The 19,193-nt window shown below is 68.7% G+C and carries 18 protein-coding genes; 12 read left to right on the top strand and 6 right to left on the bottom strand.

Annotated elements, in window-relative coordinates; genetic code table 11:
- The first annotated feature begins 25 nt into the window (after positions 1-25).
- From ispG to ABD693_RS03860, 3 genes are read left to right on the top strand one after another with little or no spacing between them, the layout of a single operon-like run.
- Positions 26-1,162, top strand: coding sequence for a flavodoxin-dependent (E)-4-hydroxy-3-methylbut-2-enyl-diphosphate synthase (ispG, locus tag ABD693_RS03870; RefSeq protein WP_344695685.1), 1,137 nt, complete (start codon positions 26-28; stop codon positions 1,160-1,162).
- Positions 1,163-1,202: 40 nt separating this feature from the next.
- The gene (locus ABD693_RS03865; protein WP_344695684.1) at positions 1,203-1,769 is read left to right on the top strand and encodes a retropepsin-like aspartic protease family protein; all 567 of its coding nucleotides are present in this window, start codon (positions 1,203-1,205) and stop codon (positions 1,767-1,769) included.
- A 41-nt stretch (positions 1,770-1,810) separates the two neighbouring features.
- On the top strand, positions 1,811-2,722 hold the full coding sequence (locus ABD693_RS03860) for a DMT family transporter (protein ID WP_344695683.1): 912 nt from the start codon (positions 1,811-1,813) through the stop codon (positions 2,720-2,722).
- Here the strand turns inward: ABD693_RS03860 and ABD693_RS03855 are convergent.
- Positions 2,719-3,345, bottom strand: coding sequence for a DUF1345 domain-containing protein (locus ABD693_RS03855; protein ID WP_344695682.1), 627 nt, complete (start codon positions 3,343-3,345; stop codon positions 2,719-2,721). The genes ABD693_RS03860 and ABD693_RS03855 overlap by 4 nt on opposite strands.
- A 72-nt stretch (positions 3,346-3,417) precedes the next feature.
- On the opposite strand from ABD693_RS03855, the gene ABD693_RS03850 reads away from it, so the two are divergent.
- Positions 3,418-3,732: a DMT family transporter gene (locus ABD693_RS03850; RefSeq protein WP_344695681.1), complete on the top strand. Its 315-nt coding sequence runs from the start codon at positions 3,418-3,420 to the stop codon at positions 3,730-3,732.
- Here ABD693_RS03850 and ABD693_RS03845 read toward each other — a convergent pair.
- Positions 3,722-5,326 (bottom strand): amidase, encoded by a 1,605-nt coding sequence (locus tag ABD693_RS03845; RefSeq protein ID WP_344695680.1) that lies wholly within the window; start codon positions 5,324-5,326, stop codon positions 3,722-3,724. The genes ABD693_RS03850 and ABD693_RS03845 overlap by 11 nt on opposite strands.
- A gap of 104 nt (positions 5,327-5,430) precedes the next feature.
- On the opposite strand from ABD693_RS03845, the gene ABD693_RS03840 reads away from it, so the two are divergent.
- On the top strand, positions 5,431-7,974 hold the full coding sequence (locus ABD693_RS03840) for a TonB-dependent receptor plug domain-containing protein (RefSeq protein WP_344695679.1): 2,544 nt from the start codon (positions 5,431-5,433) through the stop codon (positions 7,972-7,974).
- A gap of 45 nt (positions 7,975-8,019) precedes the next feature.
- On the opposite strand, the gene ppa is transcribed toward ABD693_RS03840, so the two are convergent.
- Both ppa and ABD693_RS03830 read right to left on the bottom strand, forming a co-directional pair.
- Positions 8,020-8,556: an inorganic diphosphatase gene (ppa, locus tag ABD693_RS03835; RefSeq protein ID WP_344695678.1), complete on the bottom strand. Its 537-nt coding sequence runs from the start codon at positions 8,554-8,556 to the stop codon at positions 8,020-8,022.
- Entirely contained in the window at positions 8,553-10,472 is a 1,920-nt protein-coding gene (locus ABD693_RS03830; protein WP_344695677.1) for a M61 family metallopeptidase, read from the bottom strand. Before ABD693_RS03830 ends, ppa begins: the two co-directional genes overlap by 4 nt.
- 53 nt (positions 10,473-10,525) lie before the next feature.
- On the opposite strand from ABD693_RS03830, the gene hisS reads away from it, so the two are divergent.
- The 6 genes from hisS to ABD693_RS03800 all read left to right on the top strand — a co-directional run bounded on the left by hisS (position 10,526) and on the right by ABD693_RS03800 (position 17,632).
- Positions 10,526-11,773: a histidine--tRNA ligase gene (gene hisS / locus ABD693_RS03825; RefSeq protein WP_344695676.1), complete on the top strand. Its 1,248-nt coding sequence runs from the start codon at positions 10,526-10,528 to the stop codon at positions 11,771-11,773.
- Positions 11,770-12,852, top strand: coding sequence for a peptide chain release factor 1 (prfA, locus tag ABD693_RS03820; protein ID WP_344695674.1), 1,083 nt, complete (start codon positions 11,770-11,772; stop codon positions 12,850-12,852). The genes hisS and prfA overlap by 4 nt, the downstream gene beginning before the upstream one ends.
- A 1-nt stretch (position 12,853) precedes the next feature.
- On the top strand, positions 12,854-13,684 hold the full coding sequence (gene prmC / locus ABD693_RS03815) for a peptide chain release factor N(5)-glutamine methyltransferase (RefSeq protein ID WP_344695673.1): 831 nt from the start codon (positions 12,854-12,856) through the stop codon (positions 13,682-13,684).
- Between the two features lie 221 nt (positions 13,685-13,905).
- A complete protein-coding gene (locus ABD693_RS03810; RefSeq protein WP_425567247.1) occupies positions 13,906-14,622 on the top strand; it encodes a DUF4167 domain-containing protein in 717 nt (238 codons plus the stop codon).
- A 99-nt stretch (positions 14,623-14,721) separates the two neighbouring features.
- The gene (locus tag ABD693_RS03805) at positions 14,722-16,110 is read left to right on the top strand and encodes a DUF4139 domain-containing protein (RefSeq protein ID WP_344695671.1); all 1,389 of its coding nucleotides are present in this window, start codon (positions 14,722-14,724) and stop codon (positions 16,108-16,110) included.
- A gap of 13 nt (positions 16,111-16,123) precedes the next feature.
- On the top strand, positions 16,124-17,632 hold the full coding sequence (locus ABD693_RS03800; RefSeq protein ID WP_344695670.1) for a DUF4139 domain-containing protein: 1,509 nt from the start codon (positions 16,124-16,126) through the stop codon (positions 17,630-17,632).
- Here the strand turns inward: ABD693_RS03800 and ABD693_RS03795 are convergent.
- Together ABD693_RS03795 and ABD693_RS03790 are read right to left on the bottom strand one after the other, a co-directional pair.
- Positions 17,629-18,012 carry an acyl-CoA thioesterase gene (locus ABD693_RS03795; RefSeq protein ID WP_344695669.1) on the bottom strand — a complete coding sequence of 128 codons (384 nt, stop codon included), beginning with the start codon at positions 18,010-18,012 and terminating at the stop codon, positions 17,629-17,631. The genes ABD693_RS03800 and ABD693_RS03795 overlap by 4 nt on opposite strands.
- Positions 18,009-18,308 carry a hypothetical protein gene (locus tag ABD693_RS03790; protein ID WP_344695668.1) on the bottom strand — a complete coding sequence of 100 codons (300 nt, stop codon included), beginning with the start codon at positions 18,306-18,308 and terminating at the stop codon, positions 18,009-18,011. The genes ABD693_RS03795 and ABD693_RS03790 overlap by 4 nt, the downstream gene beginning before the upstream one ends.
- Before the next feature lie 84 nt (positions 18,309-18,392).
- Between ABD693_RS03790 and ABD693_RS03785 the strand changes: the two genes are divergently transcribed.
- Positions 18,393-18,827 carry a CBS domain-containing protein gene (locus ABD693_RS03785; protein WP_344695667.1) on the top strand — a complete coding sequence of 145 codons (435 nt, stop codon included), beginning with the start codon at positions 18,393-18,395 and terminating at the stop codon, positions 18,825-18,827.
- Positions 18,828-19,193 lie beyond the last annotated feature (366 nt).

Genomic DNA, 19,193 nt, shown 5'->3' with positions numbered 1-19,193 from the left:
CACGCCGGCCCTCTATATGAACGCCATGTCCGCACTTCGTCCGTGGCGCCACATCGAGCGCCGTCAGTCCCGCCAGATCATGGTCGGCAACGTGCCGGTCGGTGGCGACGCGCCGATCACCGTCCAGACCATGACCAACACGCTGACCTCGGATGCGAAAGCGACGATCGACCAGATCCGCCGCTGCGAGGAGGCCGGGGCCGACATCATCCGCGTCTCCTGTCCGGACGTCGAGAGCACGGCTGCGCTGAAGGAAATCGTCCGCGCGTCGACCGTGCCGATCGTCGCCGACATCCATTTCCACTACAAGCGCGCGCTCGAAGCGGCCGACGCCGGCGCCGCCTGCCTGCGCATCAACCCCGGCAACATCGGCTCGTCCGAGCGCGTCGCCGAGGTCGTCCGCGCGGCCAAGGCCAATGGCTGCGCGATCCGCATCGGGGTCAATGCCGGAAGCCTCGAGAAGGACCTTCTCGAAAAATATGGCGAACCCTGCCCCGAGGCACTGGTCGAAAGCGCGCTCGACCATATTCGCATTCTCGAGGACCACGATTTCCGTGAATACAAGGTCGCGGTGAAGGCCAGCGACGTGTTCCTCGCGGTCGCCGCCTACACCGAGCTCGCCGCCCAGGTCGATTGCCCGCTTCACCTCGGCATCACCGAAGCGGGCGGCCTGATCGGTGGGACGGTGAAGAGCAGCGTCGGCCTCGGCATGCTCTTGTGGAGCGGGATCGGCGACACCCTGCGCGTCTCGCTCTCGGCCGAGCCCGAGGAAGAGGTGCGCGTCGGCTACGAATTGCTGAAGACGCTTGGCGTCCGAAGCCGCGGCGTCCGGGTCGTCTCCTGCCCGTCCTGCGCGCGGCAGGGCTTCGACGTGATCCGTACGGTCGAGAAGCTTGAGGAACGGCTCCAGCACATCCGCACCCCGATGAGCCTGTCGGTCCTCGGCTGCGTCGTGAATGGGCCGGGCGAAGCGCGCGAGACCGACATCGGCGTGACCGGCGGCGGCAATGGCAAGCACATGGTCTACCTCTCGGGCGTGACCGACCACCATGTCGCCGACGAGGGCATGGTCGATCATATCGTCCGGCTGGTCGAGGCCAAGGCGGCCGAGATCGAAGCCGCCGAAGCGGCCAAGCAGCCCGCCCTCGACGCCGCCGAATAGGAACCACTTCTTTACCGCGTCCGCCTAAGCTCGGGCGGTCATGATGCGCGGGCTCTTCATCATCGTCATCGTCGCGACCATGGTCGGCGCCATGATGCCCGGCCGCTCGCGGGCGCCTGAAGGCAACACGGCCGCGGCCCCCGCCGCCGAGCCTTGGTTCGGCGACGACAACGCCCCGACGACGACGCCCTCGAGCTCACGCGGCTGGGGAAGCAGCAGTTCGCCGTCGAGCGCCTCCGCCGCGGGAAGCGAAGTCCGGCTGACCCGGGCCCAAAACGGCCACTTCTACGCCGACGTCGACGTCAATGGGACCAGTGTCGAGTTCATGATCGACACCGGCGCAACAGGCATCGCCATGACCGAGGCCGATGCGCGCCGGGCGGGGGTCCTCCTCGACCCGAGCGGCAGCGGCGTGGTCGGCGAAGGCGCTGGCGGCGCGCTCACCGGGCAGTTCGTCAAGCTCGATCGGGTCCGTCTCGGCGGTCGCACCGTCGAGGGCATGCAGGCGGCAGTCGTCGACGGCGCCAGCACCAACCTCCTCGGACAAAGTTTCCTCAGCCAGTTCCCCGAAGTCACGGTTCGCGGCGATGTGATGACGCTGCGCTAGGCCGCTTGGCCTCGCGCCCGACGCGTCCTAGTCGCTGCAGGATGTCGCGCCATCGCCATCTTCTGCCCTTCGCCGCGGCAGCGCTCGGAATCGCGCTGTTCGCGGGCATGGATGCGGCGATGAAGGGGCTGTCGGCCGCGCTCGGCGCCTATGTCGCGATGGTCTGGCGGCAGGTCTTCGGCGTCAGCCTGTCGGCGCCTTTCTATCTTCGAGACCGGCAAGGCTGGCCGGGCCGGGCGGCGCTTCGCTTTCATCTGATGCGGGGCGGCGTGTCGGCGGTGATGGCGGTGACCTGGTTCTATGGCCTCGCACGCCTGCCCATGGCCGAAGCGATCGCGCTGAGCTTCATCGCGCCGCTGATCGCGCTCTTTCTCGCCGCGCTTCTCCTCAAGGAGAAGATCGGCGCCCGCACCATCGGCGCGTCGCTCCTCGGCCTTGCAGGCGTCGCCGTGCTGGTCGCCTCGCGCCTCGGCACGGCGGGCGAGCGGCATCTCGACGGGGTCGCGGCGATCCTGTTCTCGGCGACGCTCTACGCCTGGAACCTCATCTTGATGCGCCAGCAGAGCCAGGTCGCGGCGCCGGCCGAAGTGACCTTCTTCCAGTCGCTGATCTCGGGCGGGTGGCTGGCGCTCGGCCTGCCCGTGCTGATGGTCGTCGCGCCGCCGGCGACCCTGCTGCCGAGCGGGACCCAGTGGCCGCTCCTCGTCCTCTCCTCGGCGCTCACCATCTCGAGCCTTGCGCTCCTGAGCTGGGCCTATGGCCGGGCCGAGGCGCAGGCGCTGGTGCCGATCGAATATAGCGCCTTCGTCTGGGCGGCACTGCTCGGTGCGGTCGTCTACGGCGAGGAGCTTGGCCTCAGCACCATTCTCGGCGGCGCGCTGATCGTCGCGGGGTGCCTGCTTGCCACGCGCAGGGTGCGGCATGCCTCGCCGATGGTCGAGGGAACGCCCTAGCCGCCCGCGAGCACGTTAACGGTCAGCGCGAGCACGAACAGATTGAAGAAGAAGCCCGTGATCGCCTGCACGGTCACGATCCGCCGGATGCGCCGCGCGCTGATCTGGATGTCGGCGGTCTGCACCGCGACCCCGACCGTGAAGGCGAAGTGGACGAAGTCGCTGAAGTCCGGCGGCTCCTTGCCCGGAAACTCGAGCCCGCCGCAGTCGCCATCCTTGCCCGACAGATAATAGAGATGCGCATAGTGAAGCGCGAAGACCGCGTTGGCGAAGAACCACACCAGCACCAGCGACCCCGTCACCAGCAACTTGTCGGGCATGGTGAGCTCGTCCTTGGCGACCAGCATCGACACGGTTGCGGCGCCGATCACGAGGCCCAGCACGACGCTGACGAGCAGCAGGAGGAGACGGTTGCCGTCGTTGCGTGCCGCCGCTTGGCGCATTTCGTCGGCGCTGTCGTCGAACAGGCTGATCGTGCTCGCGAGGAAGACCAGGGCCGCAATGTCGAACCCGGCCAGCGTCCCGCGCTCGAGCCCCAGCTTCGGGACCAGCAGCGCGCAGCCGCCCGCCAGCACGGCCAGAAAGGCGAGAAAGCGCGGCGGGACGAGGTTGGTTCGGGCCATTGCGGGGCAGTGAATCGGGCCCGTGATGCCATGTCTAGTGAATTCGCCGACAGGCGGGGCTAGAGCGTCGCCATGGCTTGGGCTCTTCTTATCCTCGGCGGCCTGTTCGAGGTCGGCTTCACCACCTCGCTCCGCTTCGTCGAGGGCTTTCGCAATTGGCCGTGGACGCTCGCCTTCCTCATCAGCGTCACCGCTTCGATGACCTTGCTCGAGCGTGCGGCGCGCGAAATCCCGATGGGGACGGCCTATGCCGTCTGGGGTGGGATCGGCGCAATCGGGACGGTGCTGGTCGGCATGGCCTTTTTCGACGAGCCGACCACCACTGTTCGCCTGTTGCTGATTCTGGTGGTGGTCGGCGCGATCGCGGGATTGAAGCTTACGGCCTGACCGTCTGCCGCCCGAGTGACGGCGCATATTCGGGCGCCGCCTCGATGCTCGGCAGGAAGCGCGGACGCGGAAGTTCGCCGCGCGCGGCCTCGTAGGCGCTGCCGAGCGCGAGAAGCTTGGCGTCGGACCAGCGCGGCCCGACGAAGCTCAGGCCCACCGGCAAGCCGCGCAGCAACCCCATCGGCACCGTCAGGTGCGGATAGCCCGCCACCGCCGCCATCGATCCGACATTGCTTCCACCGTTCGACACGTCGCCGTTGACGACATCGATCTTCCACGCCGCCGGATAGGTCGGGAAGACCAGCGCCACTGCCTTATTGTCCTTGAGCAGGCGGTCGAGATCCTTAGTGGCAATTGCGAGGCTGTTCGCCCGCGCCTTGGCGTAGGCCGGATCGTCGACACCCTTGGTCTTCTCGGACATCTCGAAGATTTCCTGCCCGAACAACGGCATTTCCGCGGCGGCCTGTGCCTCGTTGAAGGCGATGACCTCGGCCAGCGTCTTCGGGATCGCGGCGGGACTGCTCGCTAGATAGGCGTTGAGGTCAGTCTTGAGCTCGGCGACCAGCACCTTGAATTCGTCGTCGCCGAAGTTGCCCGACGGCTTGAAGTCCTTGACCTCGACCACGTCGGCACCGGCCGCCTTCAGCCTCGCCACCGCCGCGTCGAACAGGGCGTTGGTGCCGAACCCGCCCGCGAAGCGCAGCACCGCCACGCGCTGACCCTTGAGCGCATCGGCCGAGAGTCCGGCGGTGAAGTCCGAGCGGTGCGCGTCGGCGTCCTTGGTGGCGGGATCGGCGGGATCGCTGCCGGCGATGGCGTTCATGATCTCGGCCGCCTGCCGGACCGTCCGGGTCATCGGCCCGGCGGTGTCCTGCGAGTGGCTGATCGGAACGACATGCGTGCGCGAGACGAAGCCCAAGGTCGGCTTCAGCCCGACCACGCCGTTGAAGCTCGACGGACAGGTGATCGACCCGTCGGTCTCGCTCCCGATCGCATAGTCGACATAGCCTGCCGCGACCGCCGCGCCGCTGCCGCTCGAGCTGCCGCAGGTATTGCGATCGAGGGCGTAGGGGTTGCGGGTCTGGCCACCGACCGCGCTCCAGCCCGAGATGGACGCGGTCGAGCGGATGTTCGCCCATTCGGAAAGGTTGGTCTTGCCGAGGATCACCGCGCCCGCCTGACGCAGCCTCGCCACGAGGGGGGCGTCGCGGCCGGTGTTGTTGCCGGCGAGCGCAAGGCTTCCGGCGGTGGTCGGGAGGCCGGCGACTTCGACATTATCCTTGATCAGGATCGGCTTGCCGGTGAGCGGGCCGGGCGCGATCCGCAGCCGGTCGATCCGCTGCGCCTGTTCGCGCGCGTCGGGCATCACCGCAATCACCGCGCCGAGCTCGGCGTCGCGCCCGTTGATCCGGTCGATCGCGGCGGCAACGGTGCTCTCCGCCGGACCCATCATCGGCGGCGGGGGCGGCGGGACGGTCGGCGGAGCGCCGGAATTGACCGTTTCCGCCATGGCAGGCGGCGGCGCGGTCGTCGTTGTCGCGCATCCGGCGAGGAGCAGAGCAGCGAGAGGCAGCGCACGAAGGCCGTTGGTCAAGTGAGGACTCCCGTTTGTCGAAAGACGTTGTGCCAAGACATTTCAGGTTCAGCGGAAGCGCACAAGGCGGCGGAACACATTCACAGCTGAGAACTTGCGCCTTCATGAAATCCTTCCTCCTTGCCTCGACCGCCCTGCTCGCCGTTCCGGCCGCGGCCCAGACCGCGCCGACCGCGCCCGCGACGACGGCCCAGGCGCAGCCCGCGCCCGCGCCGGCGAGTGAGGAGGAGGAGAGCGAGGAAGGCGAGATCACCGTCACGGGTCAGCGCCCGCGCGGCTCGGTGGTCGGCAACATCCCGGCGGAGAACGTCCTCGACAGCCGCGACATCCGCGCGACCGGCGCGACCAGCATCTCCGAACTGCTCGATTCGGTCGCAGCGCAGACCGGATCGGCGCGCGGCCGGAGCAGCGGCCCGCCGGTGGTCCTCCTCAACGGACAGCGCATCTCGGGCTTCCGCGAGCTTCGCGACCTTCCCCCCGAAGCGATCCAGCGGATGGAGATCCTGCCGGAGGAAGTCGCGCTCAAATACGGCTATTCCGCCGACCAGCGGGTGGTGAACATCGTCCTTCGCCGCCGCTTCAACTCGACCAATGTCGAGGTCGGCGGGCAGGTCGCCACCGACGGCGGCTATGCCAGCGGCCGTGCCAATGTCGGTCGGCTTACGATCCGCGACGACACGCGCACCAGCGGCAACATCCGGATCAACGGCAACAATCCGCTCTACGAGACCGAACGCGACATTTCGGCGCGGGTCGGCGAGCCCATCGACAGCCGCCCCTTCCGCACCCTGGTCGGTGCGCAGCAGGCGGTGAACCTGTCGGGCACGATCAGCCGCCCGATCAGCAAGGTCTTCACGGGCACCCTGACCGGCGAGGCGTCGCGCACGCGCGGCACCAGCGCCCTCGGCTTGCTGTCGACCGACCCCATCCGCCGCACGACCACCAGCAACACGCTCGGCTTCGGCGCGTCGGTCAACGGGCAGAAGGACAAGTGGCGCCTCTCGGGCACCGCCAATGTCGATTATGCCGAGAGCAACAGCGATACGCCTGTCCGCCTGGACGAATCGCGTTCGCGCCGCGGCACGATCAGCCTCGACGGGACCGCGACCGGTCCGCTGATGACGCTTCCCGCCGGCACCTCGAACATCACGGTGAAGGCGGGCGTAAGCGCGCTTTCGATCGACAGCCGAAGCCAGCGCGCCGGGACGCCGGTCAGGAGCAAGTTCGACCGTCAGATCGCCGAGGGCTCCGCCAGCGTCGACCTGCCGCTCACCGAGCGCGCGTCGAAGATCGGGCGCCTGACCGCCAATCTGAACGGGGGGATCGACCAGCTCAGCGACTTCGGAACGCTGACCAGCCTCGGCGCCGGACTCAACTGGTCGCCCGACCCCAAGCTGAACTTCCTCGCCAGCTTCACCCGTGAAGAAGGCGCCCCCTCGCTTCAGCAGCTCGGCGATCCGTTCCTCGAGACCACCGGCGTGCCCTTCTTTGACGCGGTGCGCGGGCAGACGGTGTCGGTGACGACGGTGACCGGGGGCAATCCCGCGCTCGACGCCGATCGTCGCAACGTGTTCAAGATCGGCGGCAACTACCGGCTGTCGGACGAGCCTGGGCTCAATCTTCGCGCCGAATTCGTCCACGAGCGCGTCGACCGGCCGCAGATCAGTTTCCCTGCCGCCACCGCCGCGCTCGAGGCCGCTTTCCCGAGCCGCTTCATCCGCGACGGGTCGGGCCAGCTACTCAGCGTCGACCTGCGACCCGTCAACGCCGACTACTCGCGCCGCGACACTTTGCGCTGGGGCTTCGACTTCAACAAGCAGCTCAAGACCAAGCGGCCCTCGGCCGAGACGATCAATCGGCTGGTCCAGCAGGCCCGCCAGCGCTTCGGCAACCAGTTCCCGGTTCCCGGGGCGCAGCCCGGGACTGGAACCGCACCCGCGGCGACCCCGACCCCGACCCCGGCAGCACCCGGCGGCGATTCGCCCCCGCCGCCTCCCCCCGCCGACGGCGCCGCGCCGCCCCCCCCGGGCGGTCCGGGCGGCGGCGGTTTCCGCTTCGGTGGTGGTGGCCGCGGCGGTGGCGGCGGCGGTCCGTTCGGGGCCGGCGGGCGCGGCGGCCGTCTCAACCTGTCGGCGACCCACACGGTCACCTTCAACGACGAACTCATCATTGGCCCGGGTCTTCCCAAGCTCGACTATCTGAGCGGCGAAGCGGCCGGCGCCAATGGCGGTCGTCCGCGCCACCAGGTCCAAGTCGAGGGCGGCTATTACAACAACGGCATCGGTCTTCGCGCCGAGGCCAACTGGCGCAGCGCGACCCGCGTCGCCTCGGCCGGGGACAATCTGCGCTTCGGCTCCTACGCCGATCTCGACCTGCGCCTCTTCGCCAATCTCGGCGAGCGGCTCGACCTCGTCACCAAGGCGCCGTTCTTCCGTGGGAGCACGGTCCGGTTCGAGATCAACAACGTCTTCAACGCCCGGCCCAAGGTCCGCGGCGGAAGCGGCGGGGTGATTCCCTTCGCCTACCAGCCCGATCGCCTCGAGCCGATCGGCCGGACCGTCGGGATCACCTTCCGCAAGTTGTTCGTGCCGACCCGCTTCATCCGGAGCGTGATCCAGGAAGGCCAGCAGGGCCGCCGCCCGAACTGACCGACAAAAAAGGGCCCCGGTTCGTCACCGGGGCCCTTTTCAGTTTCAGAAGCCTTCGCGCTTGGCCCGTTCGAGGCCGTCGACGATGACCTGCATCGCCTCCTCGCGGCCGCCCCAGCGACCGACGCGGGTCCACTTCTCGGGCTCGAGGTCCTTATAGTGGGTGAAGAAGTGCGCGATCTGGTCGAGCACGATCTTGGGGAGGTGGTCGCCCTCGCTGACGTCCTCGTAATAAGGGGTCGTCTTGACGTCGGGCACCGCCAGCAGCTTCTCGTCGCCGCCGGCCTCGTCCTCGAGGAACAAGACCGCCACCGGCCGCGCGCGGACGACGCAGCCCGGCATGAACGGCCAGCGGTTCATCACCAGGCAGTCGAGCGGATCGCCGTCTTCGCCGAGCGTGTGCGGCACGAAGCCGTAGTTCGCCGGATAGCGCATCGCGGTGTGCAGGATGCGATCGACGAAGATGGCGCCCGACTTCTTGTCGAGCTCATACTTCACCGGCTCGCCGCCGATCGGCACTTCGATGAAGACGTTGATTTGCTCGGGCGGATTGATGCCGGCGGGGACGAGTTCGAGGTTCACTTTGGCTCCAGCAGGATGTCGAGTGCGCCCTTGCCGGTCCCGACCTTGGTGAAGCGCGGGTACCGCGGGCCATCGTAATAAGGAATGGCCAGCGTACGCACCGCGTCACCGCGCTTGTAGGTCAGGCGGATGGGGTTGGTGGTGCCCTTGGCATCGCGCACCGCGTTACGCAAGGCGTCGTCCGAATAGGCGCGCTCGCCGATCGCCACGATCTCGTCGCCGGTGCGGAGCTTTGCGGCGAACGCCGGGCTGCCCCACTTCACGCCGCCGATCTTGCCCGCGCGAACGCTCATGCCGAGCGAGTAGGAGAGGTCGAGGCTCTTGCCGAGCGCCTCGCGCGACCGCCAGGCCGCGGTCGGCGTGTCGGTGTAATCGAGGCGGTAACCCGACTTGACGAAGCCATCGAGCGGGGCGCGCGGACGAACCTCGTCCACCCGCTCGGCGAGGAAGGTCTTCCAGTCATAGGGATAGACGCGGTTCAGCGTCGCGATCACCTCGTCACGGGTGTAGGTGAGCGTGCCCCAGTCGCCGTCGCGGATTCCGAAGAAGGCCTTGGCGAAATCGTCCATGCCGCGCTTGTTCCTGGTGCCGCCGCGAATGATCGCATCGGCCTCGATCCAGATCAGCATGCCCTCGTTGTAATAATCCTCGGAGCGCTGGTAGCTGCCCCACGGCTCGGGCGCGCGGTTCTGGATGATCGGGTCGTTGGTCGTATCGAGCAGCGGCCGCCACGACTTGCCCGGAAGCGTGTCGAGGCTCGCCGCGGTCATCGCCAGCCGATCGAGGATGTCCTGCTTGGGCGTCATGCCCCCGCGCGCCTCGAGGACGGTACCCCAGAATTGCGTCTGGCCCTCGTAGACCCACAGCAGGCTGTTGCGCATCGGGGTCTGGTAGTCGGGCGTGAACAGGTCCGCGCCGCGGCGGAACTTGCCGTCCCAGCTGTGCGTGAACTCGTGCGGGAAGACGTTCCGGTCGTACGGATGCTTGTCGTAGTCGGTGTAATAGCCGAGCGAGGTGTCGATCTCGGTCGAGCGATGGTGCTCGAGCCCGATGCCGCCCAGTTCGTCGGTGACCGCGTTCAGGAAGTCATAATGGTCGAAGTGGCGCGCGCCGAACAGCTTGATCGCCTGGTCGACCATGCTGCGATGCTTGGCCAGCACGTCGGCCGGGATCTTCAATTCCTCGGGAGCATCGGCAACGCTGTTCAGCGTCACGCCGTGGCCGAGGTCGTCCTTGCGGAAATAGCGGCCCGCGAAAACCGGCGAATCGACCAGCGTCTCGTAGGAAACGGTGCCGTAGCGCACCCGGTTGCCGGTGCCCGCCGCCGCGCCGTTCGGGCGCAGCGCCGTCGCGGCCTGCCAGCCGGCCGGGAGGATGAGCGTCGCCTCGACCGGGATCTGCCGGGTGTAATAGCCCGCCGGGTAGAGCGAGACATTCTCCCACTGCACGTTGGTGATCGACGGGGTCATGACGATCCGGCCCTGGTTCGGCTGGGTCGGCGAGACGAAGGAGAAGCGGGCTTCGATCGAGCGGGTTCCGGCGGGGACGGTCACGCGGTAACCGCTGGTCTCGACGGTATCGCGGGTCCACGGCAGAACCGCGCCCTCGGCGGTGCGGATGACGAGCCCGGCGAGCTTGTCGGGCCTCTGGTCCGGTCCGTGCGCGCCCGGCAGCCAGCGCGGCAGCAGCAGGACGAGATCGCCCGCCTGCGCCACCGGGATGACCTGGCGGACGTTCATGATCGCCCGGTCGCTGTCGGTGACGTCCACCTCCAGCTGCATCGTGCCGGGGTAGGGCACGTCGCGCGGGGCGGGCACGGAGTTGACGGGGAAGATCGCCGTCGGTGCGCTGTTCTGCGCAAGGGCGGAGGTCGAGACGGAAGCGGCGAGCGCCGCGAGCAGGACTATCGTACGCATGGGCCACGCCTAGCCATGCGAGCCGGCACCCGCTAGTGGGCAGCCCGAAGTTTATGGCCCAAATCTCGACCCCCCAACCCATCCGCGGAATGCAGTCCCTGCTCGGCGAGGATGCGGACCGCTTCGCGCATGTTGTCGCGACCTTCGACCGCGTCCGGCGACTGTTCGGCTTCAAGCGGGTGGAGATGCCCGTGCTCGAGCCGACCGCGGTGTTCGCCCGCTCGCTGGGCGAAACCACCGACGTCGTCTCCAAGGAGATGTACAGCTTCGAGGATCGCTCGGGCGACAACGTCACCCTGCGCCCCGAATTCACCGCCGGCATCGCGCGGGCCTTCCTGACCGAAGGATGGCAGCAATTCGCGCCGCTCAAGGTCGCGACCCATGGCCCCGCCTTCCGGTATGAGCGGCCGCAGAAGGGCCGATTCCGACAGTTCCACCAGCTCGACGCCGAGATTCTCGGCGCCGCCGAGCCGCAGGCCGACGTCGAGGTGCTGAGCCTCGCCGACCAACTGCTCCGCGAGCTCGGGCTCGGCGACACCATCGTCTGCAAGCTGAACACCCTCGGCGATCCGGCGACCCGCTCGGCCTGGCGCGACGCGCTCCACGCGCATTTCGCCGCGCACCGCGCCGACCTCAGCGAAGACAGCCGCGACCGGCTCGACCGAAATCCCGTCCGGATCCTCGACAGCAAGGCTCACCAGGACTGGCCGATCGTCGATTCGGCGCCGGTGATCGACGACTATCTGACGGCGGAAGCGAGCGACTTCTTCGCCGCGGTCTGCGCTGGCCTCGATGCTGCGGGCGTCCGGTGGGAGCGCGCCCCGCGGCTCGTCCGCGGCCTCGATTATTACCGCCACACCGCGTTCGAGTTCGTCACCGACAAGCTTGGTGCGCAGGGCACCGTCCTCGCCGGCGGCCGCTACGACGGCCTGGTCGAGGCGCTCGGCGGTCCGCACACCCCCGCCATCGGCTGGGCCGCGGGGATCGAGCGGCTGAGCATGATGATCGACGCGCCGGCCGTGGCGGTTCCGGTCGCGGTGGTCGCCGAAAATGCCGAGCGCGATGCCGATGCATTGCGCTTCGTCGCGCAGCTCCGCCGCCGTGAGGTGGCCGCCGAAGCCTTCGTCACCGGCAGCCCGCGCAAGCGTTACCAGCGGGCGATGAAGACCAATCCGCCCGCGATCGTCAGCTTCGACGTCCGCGACGGCGCGCCCACTGCCGGGCTGAAGCTCCTCGACGAGAACAACGGCGACGCCGTTCGCGCGGGCGAGCTGTTCGAGCGCGAACGCGCCACCGCATGACGCAGATCTCGTCCGAACGGATCGCCCAGATCGAGGCGAAGCGGCAGGAGCTGTCCGCGATGATGGCCTCGGGCGATCTTGCCCCCGACGCCTTCGTCCGCCTGTCCAAGGAATATGCGCAGATCGAGCCGGTCGCCGCCGCCGCCCGCGAGGTCCGCCGCCTCCGCGCCGAGCGCGAGAGCCTCGGTGCGATGACCCGTGACGGGGACGAGGAATTGCGCGCCATGGCGGCCGAGGAGCTCGCGCTCATCGAGGAAGCGCTTCCCAAGGCCGAGCGCGCGCTCGCCCTCCAGCTCCTGCCCAAGGATTCGGCCGACGAGCGTGCGGCGATGCTCGAGGTCCGCGCCGGCACCGGCGGCGACGAGGCCGCGCTGTTCGCCGGCGACCTGCTGCGCATGTACCAGCGCTTCGCCGACGAGCACGGCTGGAAGTTCGAACTCATCAGCGCCTCGCAGTCCGAGGTCGGCGGCTACAAGGAAGCCGTCGCCTCGATCAACGGCAGCGGCGTCTTCGCCCGCCTCAAGTTCGAAAGCGGGGTGCACCGCGTCCAGCGTGTCCCCGCGACCGAGAGCGGCGGGCGGATCCACACGTCCGCGGCGACCGTGGCGGTGCTTCCCGAGGCCGAGGAAGTCGACGTCCAGATCGACGACAAGGACCTGCGGATCGACGTCTATCGGTCGAGCGGGCCAGGCGGCCAGTCGGTCAACACCACCGACAGCGCGGTCCGGATCACCCACTTGCCGAGCGGCCTCGTCGTCATCCAGCAGGACGAGAAGTCGCAGCACAAGAACAAGGCGAAGGCGCTGAAGGTACTGCGGACCCGCCTGTTCGAGCTCGAGCGCGAGCGGCTGGCGAGTGAACGCGCCGGCGCGCGCAAGTCCATGGTCGGGTCGGGCGACCGCTCCGAACGAATCCGCACCTACAATTTCCCGCAGGGACGGGTGACCGACCACCGGATCAACCTCACCCTCCACAAATTGCCCGAGATCCTCGAAGGGCCGGGCCTCAAGGAACTCACCGACGCGCTGATCGCCGAGGACGAAGCGGAGCGGCTCGCCGGGCTGGAAGAGCAGCAATAAGGTGAAGGCGCTCGAACGCGTCCTGGCCGAAGCCACCCGCCGGTTGCCCGAGTGCACCGACACGCCGCGGCTCGATGCCGAACTGCTCCTCGCCCACGCTTACGGGATCGAGCGCGACGAATTGCTGCTGCGCCCGCCGGCGCTTCCGATCCCGCCTGCCTTCGAAGAGTTTCTCGAGCGCCGCTGCCAGGGTGAGCCCGTCGCCTACATCACCGGGCGCCGGGCCTTCTGGAACATCGAGCTCGAGGTCGGTCCCGGAGTCCTCATTCCGCGACCCGACAGCGAGACGCTGATCGAGGCCGCGATCGAGCATTTCGGCAAGGGCGACGGGCCCGAGCGGATCCTCGACCTCGGCACCGGGCCGGGCACCCTGCTGCTCGCCGCGCTCGACCAGTGGCCCCGCGCCACCGGGCTCGGCATCGACGCGAGCGAGGCCGCGCTCGCCTATGCCGTCCGCAATGCCGAGCGCCTCGGGCTCGCCCCGCGGGCCCATTTCCGCCGCGGCGACTGGGCCAAGCGCGTGACCGAGCGGTTCGACCTTCTGCTGTGCAACCCGCCCTACGTCGCCGAGGATGCCGAGCTCGGTCCGGGCGTCGCCGAGCACGAGCCGGCCGAGGCCCTGTTCGCGGGTCCGGACGGCCTCGACGACTATCGCCGGCTTGCGCCCGAGATCGCGCGCCTGCTCAACCCGGGCGGGCTCGCCGCCATCGAGATCGGGCATGACCAGGCCGAAGCGGCCTCGGCGCTGTTCGTGGCCGAGGGCCTCGCGCCCCGCGTCGCCCACGATCTCGCCGACCGCCCACGCGCGCTGCTGATCGAGGTGAATCGCTAGGGGGCTTGGAAAAGCCTCTTCGCGCGGCTACATCCCATACAGCACCGGTCCGCACCAAGGCGCCGACCGATGCGACCCCCGACGAAATCGCCTGCAGCGCGCCCGATGGCGCGACATCGACGACAGAGGGGACGGGCAGACGAGCGGGTCGCTGTCCGCACAAGGGTTCACGCGCTTCGAGGAATTGTTTCGGCGCTAGTGGTCAAGGAACAACACGCTTGATGAACAATCGCCAGAACGGCCGCCGTCGCGGTCGTGGGGGTCAGCGGCCGCAGGGTATCGGTGGCGGCGGTGGCGGCAACGACCGCGGGCAGCGTAGCCGCGGCAATGCCGCGCAGCTCCTCGAAAAGTACAAGAACATGGCCCGCGACGCGCAGCTCGCCGGCGACCGTGTCCAGACCGAATATTACCTCCAGTTCGCCGATCACTATTTTCGCGTCCTGGGCGAGACCCGCTCGCGCTTCGAGGACCAGCGTCCCGGCCGCGACGACGACGACGACGACGATCAGGACGACCTGATGGACGGCGACGGCGACGAGGAGATGGGCGAGCAGCAGCAGCAGCAGCAGCGCCCCGAACGTCAGGACCGCCAGGACCGCCAGCCGCGCGGCGAACGCTTCGAGCGTCGTCCCCGCGAGGATCGCCAGCGCGACGACCGTCCGCGCGAGGAGCGATCGCGCGAGGAGCGGCCCCGCGAGGATCGACCGCGCCGCGAGCGCTTCGAGCGTCGTCCGCGCGACGAGGAGCAGCCGCAGGCTCCCGCCGGCGAGCCCGAGCAGGAGCAGCCGGTCGGAATCGCCGACTTCCTCCCGCCCGCCATCGGCGCGGTCGCCAGCGATACGTCCTTCGAGGAGGCCGAAGAGGCGCCCAAGCCCAAGCGCCGCACGCGCCGGCCCCGCGTCGAGGACAATGACGGCGAGATCGCGCCCGCCGCGTGACCTTCAAGCCACGCTGAGCGGCCAAGCGGTCACGCTCGGTTGACGTTCATGTAACAAGGTCACATGCTCCTTCCCGTTCGTTCGGGAAGGAGTTTGTGCATGCGCCTGATCCTCGGCCTCCTGGGGGTTGCCGCCGCGGCACCGCTGGCCGCGCAAACCGCCATTCCGAGCCCCGAGGCGAGCGCCCAGGGCAACGTCGCGGTCACCATCTACAACAACAATCTCGCGCTGGTGCAGGACCGGCGCGAGTTGACCCTGCCGGCCGGCCGGTCGCGCCAGGAGTTTCCCGACGTCTCCGCGCAGATCCGCGCCGAGACCGTCACGCTCACCGGCAGCGACATCGGCATCGTCGAGCAGAACTTCGACTATGACCTGCTGAGCCCCAGCGCGCTGATGCAGAAGGCGGTGGGCGAGATCATCACGCTTGTCCGCGTCAATCCCGCGACCGGCGCCGAAACCCGCGAGCGCGCCCGCGTGCTGGCGGCCAATGGCGGCGTCGTCCTCCAGATCGGCGATCGCATCGAGGTGCTGCGCGACGACGGGCTTCCGGTCCGGGTCATCTTCGACAAGGTCCCCGAGGGCCTCCGCCCGCGCCCGACCCTGTCGGTGACGCTCACCGCGCCCCGCGGCGGCCGCCAGCCGCTGACCCTCACCTATCTGACGCCCGGGCTCGCCTGGAGCGCCGACTATGTCGCCTTGTTCGACGAGGCAGCGGGCAAGATGGACGTCCAGGGCTGGATCACGCTCAACAACGAGAGCGGAACCGCCTACCGCAATGCCGACGTCGTCTTGGTCGCGGGCGCGGTCGGGGGCGGCCAGCGCAATTACGGCGCCCCGCCACCGATCCGCCGCGCGGGTACCGAGACCGCCGGGCGCGAGCGGCTCGACGACTATTATCTCTATCCCTTGCCCGAGCGGACCACGATCGCCCAGGCGCAGCAAAAGCAGGTCAGCTTTCTCGACGTCTCGGGCACGCCCGCTGCTCGCGCTTACGAATATGACAATCCGTGGCTCGGTTCGTCCGACCAGCCGATCAGCGTCAACTCCGTGCTGCGCTTCTCGACCAGCCGCTCGCAGGGGCTTGGCGACGCGCTCCCGGCCGGCACGGTGCGGGTCTATCAGCGCGACAGCCGCGGCACGCCCCAGTTCGTCGGCGAATCGCGGATCGGGCACACGCCAATGGGCAGCGACCTCGGCCTCACCACCGGCCAGGCTTTCGACATCAAGGTCCAGCCGACGGTCGAGCAGCGCGCGCGAATCGCGTCCGATGGAAGCCGCTGGCGGACCACGATCCGCTACAAGCTGACCAACGCCTCGCCCAAGCCGGTCACCGTGGCCCTCGTGCAAAGCGGCCTGTGGGGCGACACGCGAATCACCGAGGAAAGCCTCAAGAGCAGTCGCCGCTCGGCCGACGAGGCGGTGTGGCAGGTCAGCGTGCCCGCCAGTGGCGAGGCGAGCGTCGCCGCCACCTTCGACACGCGCTTCTAGGGCGCAGGCGGCCATGCGCTCCCTCGCGCTCGCCTTGGCGCTGCTGCCGGTCGCGGCGGCCGCGGAGGACGTGGTCACTTCGCCAAGGCCCGACCGGGTCGGCGTGACCGTCTACCGCGACCTGTCGCGCGGCAATGATGCGCTCGAGCGCGACTGGCTCAACGGCTATGCGCTGATCAGCGAGACGCGGACCATCCGCATTCCCGCCGGCGAGTCGGAGCTTCGCTTCGAGGGCGTGGCCAGCGGCATCGTCCCGCAGAGCGCGATCGTCGCGGGGATTCCCGACGGACTGCTCGAGCGCAACCGCGACGCCTATCTGCTGTCGGCCGGAAGCCTCGTCGACCGCTCGCTGGGCGAGCGCGTCACGCTTCGGCGCACCGACAAGGCCACGGGCAAGGTCGTGACGCAGGACGCGGTGGTCCGCACTGGCAGCAACGGCGGGGTGGTCGTCCAGACGCCCGCGGGCTTCGAGGCGCTGCGCTGCACGGGCCTCGCCGAAACCCTCACCTTTCCGAACGTACCCGCGGGGCTGAGCGCCCGCCCGACGCTCTCGGTCCGGGTCCGTGCGCGCCAGGCGCTCACCGCGACCGTCACCCTTTCCTATCTCGCGTCCGGGTTCGACTGGCAGGCGGATTACATCGCCACTCTCTCGGCCGACGATCGCACGCTCGACCTGCAGGCCTGGCTGACCCTCGCCAGCACCGACGAGACGACATTCGCCAATGCGACCACGCAGGCGGTTGCGGGCCGCGTCAATCGCGAGGATGCCGAGGTTCCCGAGGTCGAAGCGCCGGCGCTCCGCCTCAAATGCTGGCCGCAGGGCACGACCAGCGACGTTCCCGAAATCGCGCCCCCGGCGGCGCCGCCACCGCCGCCGCCGCCGCCGGCACCGATGATGGCCGCGCCGATGGCCGAACGCGATTCGCAAGAGATCGTCGTCACGGGGTCGAAAATGATGAGCCAGCGCGAGCAGCTCGGCGACCTCCAGCTCTACCGGATCCCCGAGCCTGTCACGGTCGCCGCCAACGCCCAGAAACAGGTCGGGCTGATCGACCAGCCGGCCGTGCGGGTGAAGCCCGTCTATGCGCTCGCCTTCGGCGCGGATTCTCCCGGCGATCGCGAAGCCGATTTCGTCCTGCGCGCGGAGAACCGCACCGCCGATGGCCTTGGCCTCCCGCTCCCTGCCGGGCGAGTCATCGTCCTGCGCGAAGGCGGACCCCGGCCACTCCTGATCGGCGAGGGCGAGCTGCCCGACCGAGCCGTCGGGGAAAAGGTCGAGATCGCGCTCGACGAGGTGCCCGGGGTTCGCGGAAAACTCACCAGCACCGCGCCCGACCGCTACCGCCTCGAGCTTTCGAACGACCGCGCCGTGCTGATCGCGGCCGAGGTCGCGTTACGGGTCGACGACGGCGCGAGACTTGCGGCCGACGCACGGATCGTCCGCCGCGACGGCAAGTCGTTGTGGATCGTCACCGTGCCGGCCAATGGCCGTGCCGTGCTGACCTATCGCTTGAAGCGCTAGAGCGGGCGGTCGACCGGCCGCGGGCGATGGCTCTCGTCGAGTGCGACGAAGGTGAAGAGCCCCTCGGTCACCTTCACCTGCCGGTCCCCGCCGTCGCGGTCGGCGATGACCTCGATCCGGATCGCCATGCTGGTCCGCCCGACGCGCTCGACCTCGGCATAGACGCTGATGAGGTCGCGCAGCTCGATCGGGGCGATGAATTCCATCCGCTCGATCGCGACGGTCGCGACCGCGCCATGCGCCCGGCGCGCGGCGACGATGCCGGCCGCGATGTCCATCTGGCTCAGCACCCAACCGCCGAAGATGTGCCCGTTGGCGTTGATGTCGCTCGGCCCCGGGGTCACGCGAAGGGTCGGCTGGCGGGGGTCGTTGGTCGTCAAATCTTGTCGTCCTCGATGATGGTCTCGTCGGCGGTCCGATGCGCTTCCTCGTCGTGGCCCGAACTGGCGCTGAGGAAGGTCAGCGTCATCAGCGCCGCGCCCAGCAGTACCGACAGGCCGGCGCCGAGTGCGGTCGCGATCAGCATGTGGACATGCATCTCGCTGTCGCCCTGGCTGACGAAATAGACCGCCGCCGCCGCTGCCGCGATCGCCGCCACGCTCATCCAGCGCATGATTCGCCGGAAGCGGATCCACTGCGAACGGCGGAGCGAAGGGATGGGGTCGGGCTTTGGCATGCTTCTGCGCTTCCCTTTGCGAGGGGAAGGTGAGACTTTCAACCCCGAGCAGGGTTGGGCAGCTGTTGGGCAGGAGAAATTGCCATGACCATCGCCGCGGTTCTCGCCGGGAAAAGCCGGGACGTCGCTACCATCGGGCAGGAGGCGACTCTCGCCGATGCCGCCGCCGAGCTCACCAGGCGCAAGATCGGCGCGCTGGTCGTGGTCGATCCGGCAGGGGAGGCGATCGGCGTCCTGTCCGAGCGGGACATCGTCACCTGCCTCGCCCGTCATGGCGATTCGCAGCTCGGCACGCGCCGGGTCGCCGATGCGATGACCTCGCCTGCCATCACCGTGCTTCCGACCGATGGGGCGCTGGGCGCCCTGGCGCTGATGACGCGGCGACGGATCCGTCACCTGCCGGTGCTCGAGAACGGGCGTCTCGCCGGCCTCGTCTCGATCGGCGACCTCGTGAAGTATCGAATCGATCATATCGAGCGGGAAGCCGACGCGATGCGCCAGTACATCCAGTCCGCCTGACCGCTTTCGGCCCTCGCAAAACTTTTTTCGTGGGGGCCCATATATAAGGATTCGCGCGCGCCCGAAAAGCCGAGCAAAAACTTGAACTTGGGGGTTGCGCTCTCCGGCGATGGGCTTAAATGCCCCCTCAGCGACGGACGCAGCGGCTTCGGCCCGGCGTTCGGAAGCACCGAACAAGAAGGCTGATCGGCCGCTTCTTCCACCAGGAAGGCCAGCGGGTTGATCTCCTGCTTCGAGCAGGAGGCCATCGAGTTCGGGCTGCTGGTGGTTCCGACTTCTTCGGAAGGACGAACCAGGGCAGGCCGTATGGCAACGTCGACTTTTCGAAAATGTTTCGAAAAAAAGACGTTGACGAGGTGAGAACCT

This window comes from Sphingomonas rosea, from assembly GCF_039538065.1.
GTDB classification, from domain to species: domain Bacteria; phylum Pseudomonadota; class Alphaproteobacteria; order Sphingomonadales; family Sphingomonadaceae; genus Sphingomicrobium; species Sphingomicrobium rosea.
The sequence above is the reverse complement of the archived record's forward strand: the minus strand, read 5'-3'. Positions and strand labels throughout refer to the sequence as shown.

What these genes read in the sequence shown, in the direction of transcription:
- ispG (WP_344695685.1), top strand. Translation starts at nt 26, where the DNA reads ATGTCCGCACTTCGTCCGTGGCGCCACATCGAGCGCCGTCAGTCCCGC.
- ABD693_RS03865 (WP_344695684.1), top strand. Translation starts at nt 1,203, where the DNA reads ATGATGCGCGGGCTCTTCATCATCGTCATCGTCGCGACCATGGTCGGC.
- ABD693_RS03860 (WP_344695683.1), top strand. Translation starts at nt 1,811, where the DNA reads ATGTCGCGCCATCGCCATCTTCTGCCCTTCGCCGCGGCAGCGCTCGGA.
- ABD693_RS03855 (WP_344695682.1), bottom strand. Translation starts at nt 3,345, where the DNA reads ATGGCCCGAACCAACCTCGTCCCGCCGCGCTTTCTCGCCTTTCTGGCC.
- ABD693_RS03850 (WP_344695681.1), top strand. Translation starts at nt 3,418, where the DNA reads ATGGCTTGGGCTCTTCTTATCCTCGGCGGCCTGTTCGAGGTCGGCTTC.
- ABD693_RS03840 (WP_344695679.1), top strand. Translation starts at nt 5,431, where the DNA reads ATGAAATCCTTCCTCCTTGCCTCGACCGCCCTGCTCGCCGTTCCGGCC.
- ABD693_RS03830 (WP_344695677.1), bottom strand. Translation starts at nt 10,472, where the DNA reads ATGCGTACGATAGTCCTGCTCGCGGCGCTCGCCGCTTCCGTCTCGACC.
- hisS (WP_344695676.1), top strand. Translation starts at nt 10,526, where the DNA reads ATGGCCCAAATCTCGACCCCCCAACCCATCCGCGGAATGCAGTCCCTG.
- prfA (WP_344695674.1), top strand. Translation starts at nt 11,770, where the DNA reads ATGACGCAGATCTCGTCCGAACGGATCGCCCAGATCGAGGCGAAGCGG.
- ABD693_RS03810 (WP_425567247.1), top strand. Translation starts at nt 13,906, where the DNA reads ATGAACAATCGCCAGAACGGCCGCCGTCGCGGTCGTGGGGGTCAGCGG.
- ABD693_RS03805 (WP_344695671.1), top strand. Translation starts at nt 14,722, where the DNA reads ATGCGCCTGATCCTCGGCCTCCTGGGGGTTGCCGCCGCGGCACCGCTG.
- ABD693_RS03800 (WP_344695670.1), top strand. Translation starts at nt 16,124, where the DNA reads ATGCGCTCCCTCGCGCTCGCCTTGGCGCTGCTGCCGGTCGCGGCGGCC.
- ABD693_RS03790 (WP_344695668.1), bottom strand. Translation starts at nt 18,308, where the DNA reads ATGCCAAAGCCCGACCCCATCCCTTCGCTCCGCCGTTCGCAGTGGATC.
- ABD693_RS03785 (WP_344695667.1), top strand. Translation starts at nt 18,393, where the DNA reads ATGACCATCGCCGCGGTTCTCGCCGGGAAAAGCCGGGACGTCGCTACC.